This window comes from Halomonas sp. NCCP-2165, assembly GCF_023708045.1.
GTDB lineage: Bacteria > Pseudomonadota > Gammaproteobacteria > Pseudomonadales > Halomonadaceae > Bisbaumannia > Bisbaumannia pacifica.
This window is the reverse complement of the sequence record NZ_BRCY01000004.1, coordinates 26,267-45,282: the sequence shown is the minus strand read 5'-3', so window position 1 is coordinate 45,282 and position 19,016 is coordinate 26,267. Positions and strand designations below refer to the sequence as shown.

Genomic DNA, 19,016 nt, shown 5'->3' with positions numbered 1-19,016 from the left:
TGATGGTAATGGCATGTCCTTCGATTCCCCCGCCGACCAAGACGGTTGGCAGAGCAAGACCCAGCGCAAGCAGGAAATGCACGCCCTGCAGGCCCTGGGCGAAAAGATCATCGCCCTCTCCGAGGCGCAGCGCGCCAAGCTGCCGCTCTCCGACGACATGCTCGCCGCCGTGGAGGAGACCGGTCGCATCCGCGCCCGGGAGGCACGCCGCCGCCATATGCAGTACGTCGGCAAGCTGATGCGCAAGGAAGACACCGAGGCGATCCAGGCCGCCTTCGATGAATTCGAGCAGGAGAAGCTGCGCCGCGACCACGCCTTCCACCGCCTGGAGCGCTGGCGGGATCGCCTGATCGACGAGGGCGACGAGGCCTTGGAGGCCTTCGTCGCCGACTTCCCCGACGCCGATCGCCAGGCGCTGCGCCAGTTGATCCGCAATGCCCAGCGCGAGCGCGCCGCCGACAAGCCCCCGGCCAGTTCCCGCAAGCTGTTCAAGCTGATCCGCGATATCGCCGGGCTGTAACTCCCAAAGCGTGAAGCCGGAAGTTACCGAAACCCGCCACGTCATGGCGTGTTCTTCCAGCTTCCCGCCTTGACGCGGCGCGCTTCCAGCCTCAGGACTGCGTCCCGCCCACGGTCAGCTCGTCCAGCTTGAGGGTCGGCTGGCCGACCCCCACCGGCACCCCCTGCCCCTCCTTGCCACAGACGCCGACCCCGGTGTCGAGTTCCAGGTCGTGGCCGATCATCGACACCCGGCCCATGGCCTCGGGACCATTGCCGATCAGGGTCGCCCCCTTCACCGGGGCGGTGATGCGGCCGTCCTCGATCAGGTAGGCCTCGCTGGCGGAAAAGACGAACTTGCCGGAGGTGATATCCACCTGGCCGCCGCCGAAGCTCACCGCGTAGATGCCGCGCTTGACGCTGCCGAGGATATCGGCCGGATCGTCCTGACCCGCCAGCATATAGGTGTTGGTCATGCGCGGCATGGGCATATGGGCATAGGACTCGCGGCGCGCGTTGCCGGTGGGCGCCATACCCATCAGCCGGGCATTGAGCTTGTCCTGCATATAGCCGGTCAGGATGCCGTCCTCGATCAGCGGGGTGTACTGCCCCCGGGTGCCCTCGTCATCGATGGTCAGGGAACCGCGGCGATCGGCCAGGGTGGCGTCGTCCACCACCGTGACGCCGGGGGCGGCGACCCGCTCGCCGAGGCGCCCGGCGAAGGCGGAACTGCCCTTGCGATTGAAGTCGCCCTCGAGGCCATGGCCCACCGCCTCGTGGAGCAGGATGCCCGGCCAGCCCGGACCCAGCACCACCGGCAGCTGGCCGGCCGGGGCGTCCACCGCCTCCAGGTTGACCAGGGCCTGGCGCACCGCCTCCTTGGCGTAGCGCTCGGCCACCCCCTCGTCGCGCAGCCGCGCCATGGGATAGCGGCCGCCACCGCCGGCGCTGCCCCGTTCGCGGCGGCCGTTGCGGATGGCGATCACGCTGACATTGAAGCGCACCAGGGGGCGCAGGTCCGCCGCCAGGGTGCCGTCGCTGGCACGCACCAACACCACCTCGTAGAGGCCGGTGAGGGAGGCGCTGACCTGGCTCACCGAGGGATCCGCCGCCCGGGCGATGCGATCCGCCTCCTTGAGCAGGGCGATCTTCTCCTCGGCGGAGAGGCCGGCGAGGGGGTCCTCGGCGCCGTAGCGGGCGGGGTGGCCAGGCACCGCCACCGCCTGGGGCGACAATCGCTGGCCGCCACGGGCGATCCCCGAGGCGGTCTGGCCGGTCTCGGCCAGGGCCTCGGCGGTGATCTGGTTGGAGTAGGCGAAACCGGTCTTCTCGCCGGTCATGGCGCGCACCCCCACGCCGCCGTCGATGTTATAGCCGGCCTCCTTGACCTCGCCGTCCTCCAGCACCCAGCTCTCGTGCCAGCTGCGCTGCAGGTAGAGGTCGGCGAAGTCGATGCCCGCTCCCAGGGCATGGCCGAGGCCGGCATCCAGGTCGTCGAGGCCGAGGCCCGTCGGCGCCAACAGGGTGGCGACGGCGGTGTCCAGGACACGATCCGCCGCGGGAACGCTAGTCGGTTGATTCATTCGGCGTCTTCCAGTGTGATCCGTGGCGAGGTCCAGGGCCCCTCCACGCGATAGTGAATTCGTGTCACCCGGTCGATGACACCGCCGAACAGGCGGTGGGCGATAAAGAGGGCGCCACCCACGACGGGAGCACCGGCCACCACCGCCGCCAGCGGCAGGTTCTGACTCAAGGGTAACGTAACCGCCAGGTGGTGATCGAGCTCCCGCCGCGCCAGGTCCACCTGGCCATCGAGGCTGAAGGAAGTGGCCGGGCCGCGTACCTCCACCGGCCCCTGAGTCTCGAGGATACCATCATAGAGGGTGGCCACTCCCATCACGCTGTCGAAGGCGGTGCCGCGTTGGGTAACGTCGGAAAAATCGAGCCGCAGGCGGCGCAGCAGGTTATCGAAGTTGAGCAGGCCGATCAGCTTGGCGGAGGGCGAGTCGATATAGCGGAAATGGCCATCCGTCAGGTCCACCTCGAGGCTGCCCCGGGAGCGCGCCAGGTCGAACTGCCAGGGCGCGCCGGGCCAGGCCAGCCGGGCGTCGACGCGGGTCTCGGCATTGCGGATCGCCACCGGCTGGGCGAGGCGCTCCAGGGCCGTGCCCAGGTCGCCGCCGGCGAGGTCGAGGCGGCCGCGAGTCAGGCTGGCCTCCGCCCCGGCGGCCTCCCAGACCAACTCGCCGCTGGCCTCCAGCTCGCCCAGGGTCAGGCGCAGGGGCGCGAGGCGCAGCCCCGCCTCCGTGGCCTGCCACTCGGCGCTCAGGGGCCCGAAGCGCTGCCCCTGGCGCACCAGGCTCGCCACCTCGAGGCGCCCCGCCGGCAGCCGCCGCGCCCAGTCGGCCAGGGGTTCCGGCGGGGGGGGCACCGCCACCTCCTCGAACAGCGCCACGCCCTCGCTGGGGGCCGGCAGCAGCGCATCCAGGTCGAGACGCTCGAGCTCGATCGCCAAAGGCCGCGTGCTGGCGGGGCGGTAGCTGGCCTGCCCTTCCGCCAGGCTGCCGCCCAGATCGAGTCGCCAGTTCCCCGCCTCGGGCGTCGCCCGGGCGCGCAGCGACCCCAGGCAACGCGCATCCAGCAGCAGGCAATCGGTGGCCAGATCCAGGGTCAGCGCGGGCGACGCCCCCGACCCGCCCGCCTGCGCCAAGGGCGCCAGGGCCGCCGCCCAGGGGGCGGGGTCGAGCCGCGCCGGTCGCCAGCTGATCTCCAGGCCGGGGCGCACCGGCCAGGTGGGCGACTCCGGCCAGCCCTCCAGCCACAGCTGCCCCTGGGGTCCCTGGGCGCTCTGCTCCCGCCAGCGCAGCCGGGCCAGCCCCTGCAATTCGGCGTCGAGGCGCCCGCCGGCGGTATCCATCTCCAGCCACAGCGGGCGGCGCGCCTCGGCCGACTTGGCGAAGGGAGCCGGCAGCTCCAGCGCCAGCCCCTCGAGAGAGCTATCCAGGCGCAACCGGGCCCCGGCATCGGTCAGGGTCAGGCCGCCGCGATAGGCTAGCCGCCCGGTGATCGGCAGCCCCTCGCCGGGCAATCCTCCCCAGGCCAGCAGCCGCGACGCCTCGGCCTGCCCCTCGAAGTCGACCCGCTCCCCCGCCAGGGTCGCGGTCACGGCGCCGCCCAGCGCCTGCCCCTCGAGGCGCCCCTCCAGCCCTCCCTCGCCGGCCCGATAACGATAGGCCAGGGGCCCGGTAACCGTGGACAGGTCCAGGTCCAGGGGGCGATAGCGGGCCCGGGGCAGGTCCAGGGTCGTCTCGACATCCAGCGCCAGGGCCTCGGGATCGCTCAGCGGCAGGGCCAGGTCCAGCCGGCCCTCGAGGCGCCCGGCCTCGGGCCAGGCCCAATCATCCAGGGCCTCGAGCCCCTCCAGGGGGGTGGCGGTCAAATAGTCGACCAGCGCCTCCGGCCCCCCTTCGACGCCGCCATTCACGGCCAGCTCGCCGTCGGGGCTCAGGGTCACCCGTCCGTCGCGGATCGTCAGGCCCCGGCTCTCGGCGCGGTCGATCGCGGCCTCCAGGCTCAGGTCGGTGAGGGTCAGGCGCCCCTGCACGTCGTCCAGGGCCGGCCAGCCCGGCAGGTAAGGCAAGCGCCCCTCCTCGATGGCCAGCTCGAGGTCCAGGCGCATCTCCTCGGCCCCCGCCCCCTCGAAGAGCGGCTGGTGCAGCGCCAGATGGCCCCGGCTCACCCGCCCGGCGATCCCCCCGGACAGCCAGTCGCCCAGCTCGTCGCCGAAGGCGCCCATGGGCAGCCACTCGCTCAGGGCCGTGTCGCGGGCGTCCACGTCACGCAGGTCCAGCTCCAGGCCGAGCACCCCGGGCCCGCCGTTGCCGAGCACCAGGCCGAAGTCGCCGTTCACCTCGGCCCCGCGCCAGTCGGCGTGCAGGTCGCGGCCGCTGACCCGGGTCAGGCCATCGGCATAGGTCCAGCCCACCACCCCGGAGGCGGCGTCCAGGGCCATGGGGGCGGTGAACAACCGCGGAAAGTGCAGGGTGGTATCGGCGACGCCGATGAAGCGCACCTCCCCGGCCAGGTCCCTAGCCTCGACCCAGGCATCCAGGGGGCCGCCGCCGGGGGCATCCTCCCAGGGCGACACCGCCACCTCACGCAGGGCACCCCGGGCCAGCCAGTGCCCGTCGCGACGACCGAAGGCGAAGCCTTCCACCCAGCCCTGGGGATCCAGGGTGCCGAGCAGGCGCACCAGCCCCTGGGGCAGTGGCAGTCGTTCGCTCCAGTCGGCCAGGGCCGGCAGCTCGAAGCCGTCGGTGATCGCCCACCAGTCCGTGCCGTCGCCGCTCAGCCGCCAGCGGCTGGGCAACGCCGGCCCCTGGGCCAGGCCCTCGGCGTCGGCACTGGCCGCCAGGTTGAGCCAGGCGTTCCAGGCCTCGCCGTCGCGCAGCCACTGCCCCTCGGCACGAATATCCGCCAGCGCCAGGCTGGCCTGATCGTGCCCGATGGCCAGCGCCGGCACATCCAGGGCCAGGCGCACGTCCTCCAGGGCCCCCCGGTGCCAGCGCCCCCAGAGGATCGCCTCCCCTTCCGCCCGCTCCAGGCGCAGGGGCTCGTCGCCGCTCAACTGGCGGACCAGCTCGGCCAGGCTGGAGAGCTCCATGCGGGCCTGCAGGGCGGCATTGAAGTCGGCCAGGCCACGCTGGCCCGGCAGCACCTCGGCCACCACCTCCAGGGTGGTCTGCTCCTGGCCGGCCACATGGGCCCAGCCCTCCAGGTGCAGGCGTCGCTCGTCGCCGGTCAACAGCAGGCTGGGCGCCTGCAGCTCCACGCGGCGCTCGCGACCATGCAGCACCAGGCGCACCTGGCGGGCGTCCAGGCGCTGACGCAGCAGCAGGCCGATCCAGGCGTCCAGGCGGGAGAGATCGACATCATGGGACGCCTCGAAGGGCAGCTCGGCGGGGCGCGGCCAGTGCCAGTTGCGCCCCTCCCCCTGATAGAGGTGCAGGGTGAGCCCCTGCACCCGGGCCCGGGAGGTCACCGGCATGCCGGCACGCAGGGAGGCCAGGGTATCCAGGCGCAACTCGGCACGCCGCAATTCCAGCAGGGGACGCTCGTCCAGGCTCAGGCGCAGGTCATGGAGGGCCAGGGAAGGATCGATCCCGCGGGTCTCCGCCGTCAGGGCACCGATCCGGGTCTCGGCCCGGGTGCGCTCGACCAGCACCCGTTCCAGGGGCTCGCGCAGCGCATCCGCCTGGCCGGCGGCCAGGCGCCAGGCCGAGACGATCAGGGCCAGGCTCAACAGCCCCAGGGCCAGCAGGGTCAAGGCCCAGCGCCCGGCGATTCGCCACCCCGTCATGACTGCCCCTCGTTCATCGGCCTCGCCTCCTTCGCCGCCGGCCCCGGGCCGTCCTGGCCGGGGGATCGCTCACATCAGCACGATATCGTACTGCTCCTGGGAATAGTGCCCTTCCACCTGGAAACGAATGGTCTTGCCGATAAAGGCCTCCAGGTCCGCCACCGCCGCCGACTCCTCGTCGAGCAGGCGATCCACCACCGCCTGGGAGGCGAGTACCGAATAGGTCTCCGGGGCATAGGCGCGCTCCTCGCGGAGGATCTCGCGGAAGATCTCGTAGCAGACGGTCTCCGGGGTCTTGAGGGTGCCGCGCCCCGCGCAGGTGGGGCAGGCCTCGCAGAGGGTCTGCTCCAGGCTCTCCCGGGTGCGCTTGCGAGTCAGCTGCACCAGCCCCAGCTCGGTGACCCCGGTGCACTTGGTCTTGGCGTGATCCCGCTCCAGGGCCTTCTCCAGCACCCGCAGCACCTGGCGCTGATGCTCGGCATCTTCCATGTCGATGAAGTCGATGATGATGATGCCGCCCAGGTTGCGCAGCCGCAGCTGGCGGGCGATGGCGGTGGCCGCCTCCAGGTTGGTCTTGAAGATGGTCTCTTCGAGATTGCGGTGCCCCACATAGCCGCCGGTATTGACGTCGATGGTGGTCATCGCCTCGGTGGGGTCGATCACCAGGTAGCCGCCGGACTTGAGCTGCACCTTGCGGCCGAGCGCCTTGTGGATCTCGTCCTCGACGCTGTAGAGGTCGAAGATGGGTCGCTCGCCGGGATAATATTCGATGCGCTCCACCGCGTCGGGCATGAACTCCTCGGCGAACTCCTTGAGCTTGAGGTAATTCTCCCGGGAGTCGATGCGCACCTTCTCGATGTCATCGCGCATCTGGTCGCGCAGGGTGCGGATAAACAGCGGCAGGTCGTCGTAGATCACGCTGGGCACGCCGGCGGTCACCTTGCGCTCGCTGACCTTGCGCCATAGCCGCAGCAGGAAATGCATGTCGGCAAAGAGCTCGTCCTCGCTGACCCCCTCGGCGGCGGTGCGAATGATGAAGCCGCCGGCCACGTCCAGCTCCTGGCGCGCCTGACAGGTCTCCACCAGCTGACGCAGGCGCTCCCGCTCGCCCTCGTCCTCGATCCGCTGGGAGACGCCGTTATGGGGCGCCTCGGGCATATACACCAGGTAGCGGGAGGGCACCGAGAGGTGGGTGGTGAGCCGTGCTCCCTTGGTGCCGATGGGGTCCTTGGTGACCTGCACCACCAGCGACTGCCCCTCGTGGAGCAACTGACTGATGGTGGCCTGTTCCTCGGCGGGGGTATGGGCCGCCATCACCTCATGGGCATGAATAAAGGCGGCCCGCTCCAGGCCGATATCGACGAAGGCCGCCTGCATGCCCGGCAGCACCCTGACCACCTTGCCCTTGTAGATGTTGCCGACGATGCCGCGCCGCCGGGAGCGTTCGATAAAGGCTTCCTGGAGGACGCCGTTCTCGACCACCGCCACGCGGGTCTCCATGGGCGTCAGGTTGATCAGTACTTCACCACTCATGCGGGATTCCTTGTCATTGGCATGGGGGCATTATGCCATAGGCGGCAAGCCCCCCGACCACAGGGGGAGGCCCTGGCGGCGCAGCAGCTCGGCGGTCTCGAACAGCGGCAGCCCCACCACGGCAGAGTAACTGCCCGCCAGGCGACTGACGAAGATCGCCGCCAGCCCCTGGACGGCATAGCCGCCGGCCTTGTCGGCGGGCTCGCCGGAGGCCCAGTAGGCCTCGGCCTCGGCCGGGGAGATCTCGCGCATTCCGACCCGGGTGGTGACGGCGGCCTCCAGCAGGCCCGCGGGGCCGGTCACCGCCACCGCGGTAATCACCCGATGCTCGCCGCCGGACAGCGCCGCCAGCATGGCCAGGCCGTCCGCCCTGTCCCGGGGCTTGCCGAGGATCCGCTCGCCCAGCACCACCACGGTATCGGCGCCCAGCACCGCCTGATCCGGGGCGGCCGCCGCGGCGCCGGCCAGGGCCTTCTCCCGGGCCAGGCGAGTCACATAGGCCAGCGGCGCCTCGTCGGGGGCCGGGGTCTCGTCTATATGCACCGGGCGCACCAGCGGCGCGACGCCGATGGAGGCCAGGAGGTCGCGGCGCCGCGGCGAGGCCGAGGCGAGCATCAGGGAAACTGCCATAAGGGCTCCCGTTCAGCCGAGGGCGAAGCGCCGCCGCAGCGCCTGCAGCATGGTGAAGAGCCAGGGCCACAGCAGGGCGCCGATCAGCGACGACAGCAGAAACGCCAGGTGGATGGAGAAGGGGCCGAACAGGGTGGTGAGCCATTGCCGCACCAGCTGTGTCAGCCCCAACAGGACGAAGACCAGTACCGCCTGCTGCACCAGGGAGTAGGCGCGCATGCGCTGATAGACCAGGGCACAGAGGAAGGCCAGCAGCGAGAACACCAGGGCATTGTGCCCGAGCGGCGCCCCCTCGATCAGGTCCAGCAGCAGGCCCAGCACGAAACCGTGCAGCACCCCCACGCGATGCGGCGCGGCGACGCACCAGTAGGCCAGCATCAGGCCCAGCCAGTCGGGACGCCAGATCAGCCAGCCATCGGGCAGCGGCATCACCTGCAGGCACAGGGCCAGCAGCAGGCTGCTCCACACCAGCAAGAGACCACGGATTCCCAGGGCACCCATCAGCGTTGCAGCTCCTGTGGCGGTTCGACGACGGAAAAGGACTCATCCCAGAGCGCCTCCCCGGGCCGCGGCTCCGGCGGCGGAAACAGCAGCAGGAAGTGGCGGGAGCGCTGCAACTGCGCCGCCGGCTCGGCGGTGACCCGGGCGAAGGGCTCGCCGGGGTCGTGCTCCACCGAGACCACCCGGCCCACCGGATAGCCCTGCGGGAAGCGCCCCGCCAGCCCCGAGGTGAGCAACCGGTCACCGACGCGGATATCGGCGGTATCCGGCACATGCATGACATTGAGCCGCTCGTAGTGACCGCTGCCCTGGACCACGAAGCGCAGGCCATTGCGGGTCACCTGCACCGGCAGGGCATGGCTGGCGTCGTTGATCATCAGCACCCGGCTGGAGAAGGCGGAGACCGCGGTGACCTGCCCCACCAGCCCCGAGGCGTCCATCACCGGCTGACCCACGTAGGCGCCGTCGCGGCGACCGCGGTCGATCACCATCTGATGGGTGAAGGGGTCGGAATCCAGGGAGAGCAGTTCGGCGGTGATATAGGGCATCTCGTCCCGCCGCGCCGCCCGCAGCAGCTCGCGCAGGCGCACGTTTTCGGCGGTGAGATGGGCGGTCTGCTGGGCGCGCTGGGAGAGGGTCAGCAACTGCTCGCGCAGGCGGCGATTCTCCTCGACCAGGGCGCGCTGGTCGGAGAGCGCCAGCGCCCCCCAGGTCAGCACCTCGCTGGGCAGGCTGACCACCCACTGCACGGGCGCCACCAGGGTAGAGAGCTGGGCGCGCAGCTCGTCCATGCGCGTGAAGCGGTGTTCCGCGAACATCAGGCCGAAGGCGACTATCGCACACAGCAGCATGCGATAGCCGGGCACCGCGCCGTGTGAGAACAAGGGTTTGATAGGCGCTCTCCCCGAAGTCAGCCCGGCCCCAGTCTCAGTCGCTGGACAGCAGCTCGAAGGTGTGCTGGTCGATCATCTCCAGCGCCTTGCCGCCGCCCCGGGCCACGCAGGTCAGCGGGTCCTCGGCGACGATCACCGGCAGGCCGGTCTCTTCCGAAATCAGCTTGTCCAGATCGCGCAGCAGGGCGCCACCGCCGGTCAGCACCAGGCCACGCTCGGCGATATCCGAGGCCAGCTCCGGGGGCGACTGCTCCAGGGCGCTCTTCACCGCGGTGACGATGGAAGAGAGGGTCTCCTGCAGGGCCTCGAGGATCTCGTGGGAATTGAGGGTGAAGCTGCGCGGAATGCCCTCGGCCAGGTTGCGGCCGCGCACGTCGATCTCGCGCAGCTCGCCGCCGGGGTAGGCACAGCCGATCTCCTGCTTGATACGCTCGGCGGTGGCCTCGCCGATCAGGCTACCGTAGTGGCGACGCACATAGGCGATGATCGCCTCGTCGAAGCGGTCGCCACCGACGCGGATCGACTCGGAGTAGACCACGCCGTTGAGCGAGATGATGGCGATCTCGCTGGTGCCGCCGCCGATATCCACCACCATGGAGCCCTGGGCTTCTTCCACCGGCAGGCCGGCGCCGATGGCCGCCGCCATGGGTTCCTCGATCAGGAACACCTCGCGCGCCCCGGCGCCCTCGGCGGACTCCTTGATGGCGCGACGCTCGACCTGGGTCGACATGCAGGGCACGCAGACCAGCACCCGCGGGCTGGGGGTCAGGAAGGTGCTCTGATGCACCTTGCGGATAAAGTGCTGCAGCATCTGCTCGGTCACGGTGAAGTCGGCGATCACGCCATCCTTCATCGGCCGGATGGCGGTGATATTGCCCGGGGTGCGACCCAGCATGCGCTTGGCATCCGAGCCCACCGCAGCCACGCTGCGCATATTGCCGGCCTGGCGAATCGCCACCACCGACGGTTCATCCAGCACGATGCCCCGTCCACGGACATAGATCAGCGTATTGGCCGTTCCCAGGTCGATGGACAGATCGCTGGAGAACAACCCCCTTAAACGTTTAAACATGAAAGTCTTTCACCTAGTGCAGACCGGAACCGGAACCCTGTGCGGAGGCAAACGGTATCATCGCCACCCGGAAGCGGCAAGCGACAACGCCTGCCAGCACGGCCAAGATATGGTACCTTTTGGCGTTATTTTCCCCGCACCGATGGGCGCTCCCCCATGGCAGCCTGTCGGTCGATGTTCATCCTGTTAAGGAATTCCGATCATGGCGCTTGAACAGACCCATGTGCAGCGCGCGGCGCATCTGGCACGCCTGGCGCTGGATGACGCGGACGCCGACCGCTACCTGGACGACCTGAGCAATATCCTGGCGATGGTCGACCAGCTCCAGGGCATCGACACCACGGGGGTCGCCCCCCTGGCCCACCCCCTGGACGCCACCCAGCGCCTGCGCGCCGACGAGGTCACCGAAGCCGACCAGCGCGAGACCTTCCAGCGCTGCGCCCCGGCGGTGGAGAACGGCCTCTACCTGGTGCCCCGCGTGGTCGAGTGATCACGCCCGACGTTATCCCGTCCCGACCCGGAGACACTCACCCGATGCATGACAAGACCCTCCGCGAACTGGCCGCCTCCCTGGAGGCCGGCGAGTTCTCAAGCCGCGAGCTGACCCAGGCGCTGCTCGGGCGCATCGATCGCCTCGACGGCGAGCTCAACAGCTTTATCAGCGTCACCGCCGACCAGGCGCTGGCCGCCGCCGACGCCGCCGATGCCGCCCGCGGCCGCGGCGAGGCGGGCCCGCTCACCGGCCTGCCCCTGGCCCTCAAGGACATCTTCTGTACCCGGGGGGTCAAGACCTCCTGCGGCTCGAAGATGCTCGACAATTTCGAGGCGCCCTACGACGCCACCCTGGTGGAGAAGCTCCAGGCCGCCGGCACGGTGAGCCTCGGCAAGACCAATATGGACGAGTTCGCCATGGGCTCCTCCAACGAGAACAGCTTCTATGGCCCGGTGAAGAACCCCTGGGACCTCGGCGCCGTACCCGGCGGCTCCTCCGGCGGCAGCGCCGCCGCGGTGGCCGCGGGCCTGGTGCCGGCGGCGCTGGGCACCGATACCGGTGGCTCGATCCGCCAGCCGGCGGCCTTCTGCGGTATCACCGGTCTGAAACCCACCTATGGCCGGGTCTCCCGCTACGGCATGATCGCCTACGCCTCGAGCCTGGATCAGGCCGGTCCCATGGCTCGCACCGCCGAAGACTGCGCCCTGCTGCTAGGCGCCATCGCCGGTCACGACGTGCGCGACTCCACCAGCGTGGCCCGGGGCGTGCCGGATTACACCGCCACCCTCGACGACTCCCTGTCGGGGCTGAAGATCGGCCTGCCCAGGGAGTATTTCGGCGAGGGCCTCGACCCGGCGGTGGCCGAGGCGGTCCAGGCGGCCATCAAGGTCTACGAGTCCCTGGGCGCCACGGTCCGCGAGGTGAGCCTGCCGCATACCCACCTGGCGATCCCCGCCTACTATGTCATCGCCCCGGCGGAGGCCTCCTCCAACCTGTCGCGTTTCGACGGCGTGCGCTTCGGCCATCGTTGCGAGGATCCGACCGACCTGATCGACCTCTACAAGCGCTCCCGCGCCGAGGGCTTCGGCGAGGAGGTCAAGCGGCGCATCCTGATCGGCACCCACACCCTCTCCGAGGGCTTCTTCGACGCCTACTACACCAAGGCCCAGCAGGTGCGCCGGCTGATCCGCCAGGACTTCCTCGACGCCTTCGAGGAAGTCGACGTGCTGATGGGGCCGGCCTCCCCCACCCCGGCCTTCGACCTGGGCGCCAACAAGGACCCGGTCTCCATGTACCTGCAGGACATCTACACCATCGCCATCAACCTGGCGGGCATCCCCGGCATCAGCGTACCGGCGGGCTTCGTCGGCAAGCGTCCCATCGGCCTGCAGATCCTCGGCAGCCACTTCGCCGAGGCCCAGCTGCTCAACGTGGCCCACCAGTTCCAGCAGGCCAGCGACTGGCACCTGCGCCGCCCCGATTTCGCCAAGGAGACCGCATGATGGAATGGGAGACCGTGATCGGCCTGGAGGTCCACGTTCAGCTGGCCACCAAGTCGAAGATCTTCTCCGGCGCCTCCACCGCCTTCGGCGCCGAGCCCAACACCCAGGCCTGCGCCGTGGACCTGGGCCTGCCCGGGGTGCTGCCGGTACTGAACGAGCAGGCGGTGGCCATGGCGGTGCAGTTCGGCCTGGCGATCCATGCCGAGATCCCCGAGGTCTCGGTGTTCGACCGCAAGAACTACTTCTACCCGGACCTGCCCAAGGGCTACCAGACCAGCCAGATGTATCACCCCATCGTCGGCGCCGGCGAGGTGGAGATCGCCCTGGACAACGGCGGCACCAAGCGTATCCGCGTGCATCATGCCCACCTGGAGGAGGACGCCGGCAAGTCGCTCCACGAGGACTTCCACGGCATGACCGGCATCGACCTCAACCGGGCCGGCACGCCGCTGCTGGAGATCGTCTCCGAGCCGGACATGCGCTCGGCGAAGGAAGCGGCCGCCTACCTGAAGGCCATTCACTCCATCGTCACCTATCTCGGCATCAGTGACGGCAATATGGCCGAGGGCTCGATGCGCTGCGACGTCAACGTCTCGGTGCGCCCCAAGGGCCAGGCGGAGTTCGGCACCCGCGCCGAGATCAAGAACGTCAACTCCTTCCGCTTCGTGGAGCGGGCCATCGCCTATGAGGTGGAGCGCCAGATCGAGCTGATCGAGGACGGCGGCCGGGTGGTCCAGGAGACCCGCCTCTACGACCCGGAGCGGGACGAGACCCGCGGCATGCGCACCAAGGAGGAGGCCAACGACTACCGTTACTTCCCCTGCCCGGACCTGCTGCCGGTGGTGCTCGACCAGGCCTATGTCGACCACCTGCGCGACAACCTGCCGGAGCTGCCCGACGAGAAGCGCGCGCGCTTCCAGGGCGAGCTCGGCCTCTCCGCCTACGACGCCGGGGTGCTCTCGGCGAGTCGCGCCATGGCCGACTACTTCGAGGCGGTGAAGGACGCCTGCGGCGACGCCAAGCAGGCCGCCAACTGGGTGATGGGCGAGCTCGCCGGCGCCTTGAACCGCGAGGGCCTGGCCATCGAGGACAGCCCGGTCAGTGCCGCCCAACTGGGCCAGCTGATCGCCCGGGTGCTCGACGACACCATCAATGGCAAGGCCGCCAAGCAGGTCTTCCAGGCGCTATGGCATGGGGAAGGTGACAGTGCCGATGCGCTGATCGAGGCCAAGGGCCTCAAGCAGGTCACCGACAGCGGCGCCATCGAGGCGATGATCGACCAGGTCATCGCCGACAGTCCCGCCCAGGTGGCCCAGTATCGCGACGCCGAGCCGGACAAGCGCGGCAAGATGATCGGCTACTTCGTCGGCCAGGTGATGAAGGCTTCCCGGGGCACCGCCAACCCCCAGCAGGTCAACGCCCTGCTCAAGGAAAAGCTCGACGCCCTGTGCTGAGCAGCGGAGGCGGGCCGCCCGGCCCGCCCCTTCGATTTCAGAGGACGACCCATGGCAGATGATGTCGGCGCGCGACTGCGTGCCTTGCGCAACCTCAGGGGCATCTCCCAGCGCGAGCTGGCCAAGCGCTGTGGGGTCACCCACTCCAGCCTGTCGTTGATCGAACAGGGCAAGGTGAGCCCCTCGGTGAGCTCCCTGAAGAAGATCCTCGACGCCATTCCCATCGGCGTCGGCGACTTCTTCACCATGGACCTGGAGAGCCGCGACCAGGTCTTCTACTCCGCCGACGAGCTGGCCGACATGGGCAGCGGCGAGGTGATCTTCAAGCTGGTGGGGGCCAACCGCGAGGCCCGGGCGCTCTCCTTTATGATCGAGACCTACCCCCCGGGCACCGATACCGGGCGCGAGATGATCGCCCACCAGGGCGAGGAAGCCGGGGTGGTACTGGAGGGCGAGATCGAGATCACCATCGGCGCCGAGACCCGGATACTGGGCACCGGCGAGGCCTACTACTTCGATACCAATGTGCCCCACCGCTTCCGCAACGCCGGCAAGACGCCCTGCCGCCTGGTCAGCTGCTGCACCCCCGCCAAGGCATTCTAGCTCGGCGTCTCACCCACGACTCCCGCCGGCGCCCCGCGCCGGTTTTTTTAGGTTCTTCGCAGATCAGCGTGAAGCCACGATATAACAGATCTCAGACTGGCTACTGTGGGAGTCCGGATTCCGGACGATTGGCGCCGTCAGGCGCCCTGATGCTTGCCAGGATCGCCCTTCGGGCGATATCGCGCAGAATCTGCGCTCCCACCGTGATGTTCACGCCAGAGTGCGATGAACCGTTTTTTATGGCGCCTTCGCCATGCCTCACCTTTCTCCTTCCCCCGCCTTTGACAGCCATCGACGAAGCTGGAATCATATTTGTGAAAACTATTTCCACAAAAGGATTCCGAGCATGCCCATCGTCAATATCCAACTGATCGAAGGCCGCAGCGACGCCCAGAAGGAGGCGCTGATCGAGAAGGTCACCGAGGCCTGCGTGGCCTCCATCGACTGCACCCCGGAGAGCGTGCGCATCCTGCTCTCCGATGTCTCCACCCAGCACTTCGGCGTGGCCGGGGAGTCGGTAGCCAAGCGCCGCGCCGCCAAGGAGACCGCCTCCTGATCTAACGCCGCGCGACCAGCTCTGGGGGCGCCCCTTCGATGGAGGCCGGCTCGCCCCCGCCCCAACACCCTCCCCGACACCTTGCCCGACACCTTGCCCGGCAAGGCAGCCGCCCTGCCGGCGCCCCCCTCTCTCCGCTGAACCGCATCGCCCGTCGTGACGGGCTCCCGGCCACGCCAAACCAGCGACAGGAGCACGTTCCGACGGGGACTAAGCCCGGCGATCCTCCGGCGGCGTCGCCATGATATCGCCCGGGGCATCGAGCATGCGGCACAACGCATCGACGGCCTGCGAATCACTCTCCTTGCGCCAGGCCAGCATCAGCTGCGAGGTGATCGGCAGATCCTCCAGCTCGTAGGCCACCAGGTCGCTCTCCCCCCGCACCATGATGCTCGGCATGATGGCATACCCCATGCCCGTGGCCACCAGGCTGCGGATGGTGATGTCGTCATGACACTCCTGAACGGTATTGGGCACGATGCCCGCCCGCCGGAAGCATCGATCGACCCTGTCGTAGCTGCCCGGCGTCGAGTCGCGGCTGAAGCGAATGAAAGGCGCCTCGGCGAAGGCTCGCAGCGAAGTCGGTGACGCCTCCGTGAGGGGATGGCGGCGGCTGACGATGACCGCCATGCGGTAACTGGCGATCGGCAGGCGGGCCAACCGGGGATCCTCTTCCCGCTCGGTGAACAGGATGCCGGCATCGATGCCGCCGTCGAGAATCGCCTGCCTCTGCGGGCCAGACAGCATCGATTCCAGGGTCAGCCGAATGCTCGGATGCTGCGCCCGGAAACGGCTGATCAGGCTCGAGATGCTCGGAATATAGGGGTGAATGGTGGTGATGCCGATCGCCAGGCTATCGCTGTAGCCATCCGAGATGGCCCGGGTCTTCTTGGCCACGCTGTCCAGTTCGGCCACCAGTCGGCGTCCGTGGTCGTAGAGGAACCGGCCGGCGCGCGTCAGCGACACCCCCTTGCGATCGCGCTCGAAGAGCCGGGCCCCGACCCGCTCCTCGAGCAGGCGGATCTGTCGCGTCAGGGCGGGCTGGGCGACCGGAATCCGCCTGGCCGCCGCGGTGATGGAACCGGCCTCCACCACGGCGAGAAAGTACTTCAGTTTCTTGATATCCATGGACCTGCCTCGGCGCTCGGACCGGGCAGCATACCAAAAAAGCATGACCGCATAGGAAAGAAGTATTTTTTCTCTCCTCAGCGGCCTGAGCATACTGGAAATCGCTTATCCCAGGGCGGTGGATGGACGCTTCACAGGCGTCGGCGACACCACTTCCGCCTGACTCCCGACCAGAACAAGCACAGGACAATGCGATGCAAGCGCGTGATGCACAACGAATGATCGCCTTTCGACGGGAGCTGCACCGCTACCCCGAACTCTCCTGCGAGGAACACCAGACGGCAGGGCGCGTCGCCACCCTGCTGCGCGATATCGGCGTCGACGAAGTGCATGAGGGGATCGGCGGCCATGGTATCGTGGCCGTGATCCACGGACAGCAGCCCGGCCCGTCCGTCGGCCTGAGGGCCGACATCGACGCCCTGCCCCTGCAGGAAGCCACCGGGCTGGCACACTGCTCGACCCATGACAATGTCATGCATGCCTGCGGGCATGATGGCCATACCGCCATGCTGATGGGCGCGGCCCTGGACCTGATCCAGACGCGCCCGGCACGCGGGCGGGTCGTTCTGATCTTCCAGCCCGCCGAAGAGCTGGGCACCGGCGCCCCGGCGATGATCGAGGACGGACTCCTCGAGCGCTTCCCCATCCAGGCCGTCTTCGGCCTGCACAACTGGCCGGGGGTGGAAGCGGGTGCCTTCGTCATCCATGACACCCCGCACATGGCCTCCAGCGATGATTTCGAGCTGAGCTTCCACTCCGAGGGCGGACATGGGGCCATGCCGCATCTGACCACCGATCCGGTCGTCGCCGCCGGGCTCTTCGTCACCGCGGCGCAGCAGATCGTCAGCCGCAATGTCGACCCCGAGGACATCGCCGTGGTCAGCCTGGGCAGCCTGCAGGGCGGGCATGCCAGCAACATCATTCCCGCCACGGTGCGGCTCAAGGGCACGGCCCGCTGCTTCAAGCCGGACGTTCGCCGCCGGCTCGAAACGCGGATTCGCGAGGTCGCCGAGGGCATCGCCCGTGCCAGCGGCTGCGACGTGACACTGAACTATGTGCCCTCGACGCCCGCGGTGGTCAACGACGCCGCCTGCACCAGGCTGTGCCGGGAGGTGATCGAGGCGCGCTGGGGCCGAGATCGACTGGTCTCCCACCCCATCAGCATGGGTGCCGATGACATGGGCTTCCTCCTCGAGGCCGTGCCCGGCGCCTATGGCTGGATCGGCAACGGCAAGGGGTCCGCGCTGCATCAGCCGGACTACGACTTCAACGACGACATTCTGGAGGCGGGCAGCGATTTCCTCGCCGGCGTGGCTCGGCGCTTCCTCGATAACAACCACTAGACCCTGAGGCCTGGCATGAACGATTTCGACACAACAACGACACTCGAAACGCCATCACCGCGACCCCTGAAGTTCCCACATATCTTCGTGGTGTTGTTCACCTTTATCTGCATCGCCGCGCTCTCGACCTACCTGGTCGATGCGGGCAGCTATGAGCGCACCACCACCGAGCAGGGTCGGACCGTCGTCGTGCCGGGCAGCTACGCCCCGGTGGAGACCGACCCGGCCGGCTGGCTGACGCCCTTCATGGCCGTCTTCGAGGGCATGCGGGAAGGCAGCAGCATCATCTTTTTCATCTTTATCTCCGGCGGCGCCTTCGGCGTGCTCAAGGCCACGGGCGTGCTGCAGACCCTCGTGGCCAGCCTCAGTCAGGCCCTCTCCGGGCGCGACATCGCCCTGATCCCCCTGCTGATGCTGCTATTCGCCGCCGGCGGCGCCACCTTCGGCCTGGCCGAGGAGACCATTGCCTTCATCATTATCCTGGCGCCGATGCTGCGCCTGCTGGGCTATGACTCCATCACCGCCGCCGCCGTCCCCCTGGTCGGCGCCGGTGCCGGCTTCTCGGCGGCCTTTATGAACCCCTTCACCGTCGGCGTGGCCCAGGATATTGCCCAGCTGCCGCTCTTCTCCGGCATGACGCTGCGCGCCTGCTACTGGACGCTCTTCGTCGGCGTCAGCATCGCCTTCGTGACGCGCTATGCGGCCAGGGTCAAGGCACAGCCCGAGCGCAGCCTTACCTACCACAGCGACCGCCGACAATTCGGCAACCCCGCCCCCCTGCAGGGACAGCAGCGACTGAGCCTGTCGGACAAGCTGGTGCTGTCGGCCTTCGTCGGGGCCATCGCCGGCATCGCCTATGGCGTTATTCGCCATGGCTGGTACATCGGCGAGATGTCGGGCGTCTTCCTGCTGATGGGGATCCTGGTGGGCGCCCTGGCCCGCATGGGGCCCAACGAAATCGCCGAGCATTTCGTCAACGGCTTCAAGGAGATCGCCATGGGCGCCCTGGTGGTGGGGTTCGCCTATGGCATCCTGATCGTGCTCAAGGATGGCAGCATTCTCGATACCATCCTGTATCGGCTCGAAGGGCTACTGAGCGGCATGCCGGCGGTACTGACCGCCATCGGCATGTTCCTGGTGCAGCTGCTGCTGAACTTCCTGGTGCCCTCCGGCAGCGGACAGGCGGCCCTGACCATGCCCCTCATGGTGCCCTTGGCCGACCTGGTGGGCGTGACCCGCCAGACCGCGGTGCTCGCCTTCCAGTTCGGCGACGGCATCTCCAATATCATCACCCCCACCTCGGGCTACTTCATGGCCGGCCTGGCCGTGGCCGGGGTGTCCTGGAGCAAATGGATCAAGTGGATAGCGCCCCTGGCCCTCACCCAGTTGGTGCTGGCGGGCGGCATGATCACCCTGGCTCACCTGCTCTCCTGGACCTGAAAGGAATCCTC

General features: G+C 68.8%; 16 protein-coding genes. 8 read left to right on the top strand and 8 right to left on the bottom strand.

Translation table 11 applies throughout. The features are described from left to right. Window positions 1-13: 13 nt before the first annotated feature. A complete protein-coding gene (gene yjgA, locus NFU04_RS03060; protein WP_251308048.1) occupies window positions 14-520 on the top strand; it encodes a ribosome biogenesis factor YjgA in 507 nt (168 codons plus the stop codon). A 91-nt stretch (window positions 521-611) separates the two neighbouring features. Here yjgA and tldD read toward each other — a convergent pair whose 3' ends face one another. The 7 genes from tldD to NFU04_RS03020 form a co-directional block, all read right to left on the bottom strand. Next, window positions 612-2,081: a metalloprotease TldD gene (gene tldD, locus NFU04_RS03055; RefSeq protein WP_251308047.1), complete on the bottom strand. Its 1,470-nt coding sequence runs from the start codon at window positions 2,079-2,081 to the stop codon at window positions 612-614. Next, the gene (locus NFU04_RS16335) at window positions 2,078-5,857 is read right to left on the bottom strand and encodes a YhdP family phospholipid transporter (RefSeq protein WP_285835108.1); all 3,780 of its coding nucleotides are present in this window, start codon (window positions 5,855-5,857) and stop codon (window positions 2,078-2,080) included. Before NFU04_RS16335 ends, tldD begins: the two co-directional genes overlap by 4 nt. Before the next feature lie 69 nt (window positions 5,858-5,926). Then, complete coding sequence (gene rng / locus NFU04_RS03040) at window positions 5,927-7,390, bottom strand: ribonuclease G (RefSeq protein ID WP_251308046.1); 1,464 nt, start codon at window positions 7,388-7,390, stop codon at window positions 5,927-5,929. Window positions 7,391-7,420: 30 nt separating this feature from the next. Beyond that, complete coding sequence (locus tag NFU04_RS03035; protein ID WP_251308045.1) at window positions 7,421-8,020, bottom strand: Maf family protein; 600 nt, start codon at window positions 8,018-8,020, stop codon at window positions 7,421-7,423. 12 nt (window positions 8,021-8,032) lie between these two features. Continuing rightward, the gene (mreD, locus tag NFU04_RS03030; RefSeq protein ID WP_251308044.1) at window positions 8,033-8,521 is read right to left on the bottom strand and encodes a rod shape-determining protein MreD; all 489 of its coding nucleotides are present in this window, start codon (window positions 8,519-8,521) and stop codon (window positions 8,033-8,035) included. Further along, window positions 8,521-9,372 carry a rod shape-determining protein MreC gene (gene mreC / locus NFU04_RS03025; RefSeq protein ID WP_251308170.1) on the bottom strand — a complete coding sequence of 284 codons (852 nt, stop codon included), beginning with the start codon at window positions 9,370-9,372 and terminating at the stop codon, window positions 8,521-8,523. Before mreC ends, mreD begins: the two co-directional genes overlap by 1 nt. Window positions 9,373-9,448: 76 nt before the next feature. Beyond that, window positions 9,449-10,486, bottom strand: a complete 1,038-nt coding sequence (locus NFU04_RS03020) for a rod shape-determining protein (protein WP_146802341.1) — start codon at window positions 10,484-10,486, stop codon at window positions 9,449-9,451. A gap of 202 nt (window positions 10,487-10,688) precedes the next feature. Here NFU04_RS03020 and gatC point away from each other — a divergent pair, with 202 nt between their 5' ends. From gatC to NFU04_RS02995, 5 genes are all read left to right on the top strand, one after another. Further along, window positions 10,689-10,976, top strand: a complete 288-nt coding sequence (gatC, locus tag NFU04_RS03015) for an Asp-tRNA(Asn)/Glu-tRNA(Gln) amidotransferase subunit GatC (RefSeq protein WP_146802342.1) — start codon at window positions 10,689-10,691, stop codon at window positions 10,974-10,976. A gap of 44 nt (window positions 10,977-11,020) precedes the next feature. Next, window positions 11,021-12,481: an Asp-tRNA(Asn)/Glu-tRNA(Gln) amidotransferase subunit GatA gene (gene gatA / locus NFU04_RS03010; RefSeq protein ID WP_251308043.1), complete on the top strand. Its 1,461-nt coding sequence runs from the start codon at window positions 11,021-11,023 to the stop codon at window positions 12,479-12,481. Continuing rightward, a complete protein-coding gene (gene gatB, locus NFU04_RS03005) occupies window positions 12,481-13,935 on the top strand; it encodes an Asp-tRNA(Asn)/Glu-tRNA(Gln) amidotransferase subunit GatB (RefSeq protein ID WP_251308169.1) in 1,455 nt (484 codons plus the stop codon). The genes gatA and gatB overlap by 1 nt, the downstream gene beginning before the upstream one ends. A 51-nt stretch (window positions 13,936-13,986) precedes the next feature. Further along, entirely contained in the window at window positions 13,987-14,538 is a 552-nt protein-coding gene (locus NFU04_RS03000; RefSeq protein WP_251308042.1) for a cupin domain-containing protein, read from the top strand. 253 nt (window positions 14,539-14,791) lie between these two features. Next, entirely contained in the window at window positions 14,792-15,094 is a 303-nt protein-coding gene (locus NFU04_RS02995) for a 2-hydroxymuconate tautomerase (RefSeq protein WP_285835107.1), read from the top strand. 210 nt (window positions 15,095-15,304) lie between these two features. Here the strand turns inward: NFU04_RS02995 and NFU04_RS02990 are convergent, their stop codons facing one another. Continuing rightward, a complete protein-coding gene (locus NFU04_RS02990) occupies window positions 15,305-16,222 on the bottom strand; it encodes a LysR family transcriptional regulator (RefSeq protein ID WP_251308040.1) in 918 nt (305 codons plus the stop codon). 194 nt (window positions 16,223-16,416) lie between these two features. Between NFU04_RS02990 and NFU04_RS02985 the strand changes: the two genes are divergently transcribed. Next, on the top strand, window positions 16,417-17,565 hold the full coding sequence (locus NFU04_RS02985) for a M20 metallopeptidase family protein (protein WP_251308039.1): 1,149 nt from the start codon (window positions 16,417-16,419) through the stop codon (window positions 17,563-17,565). Between the two features lie 15 nt (window positions 17,566-17,580). Continuing rightward, window positions 17,581-19,005 carry a YfcC family protein gene (locus NFU04_RS02980; RefSeq protein WP_251308038.1) on the top strand — a complete coding sequence of 475 codons (1,425 nt, stop codon included), beginning with the start codon at window positions 17,581-17,583 and terminating at the stop codon, window positions 19,003-19,005. Window positions 19,006-19,016 lie beyond the last annotated feature (11 nt).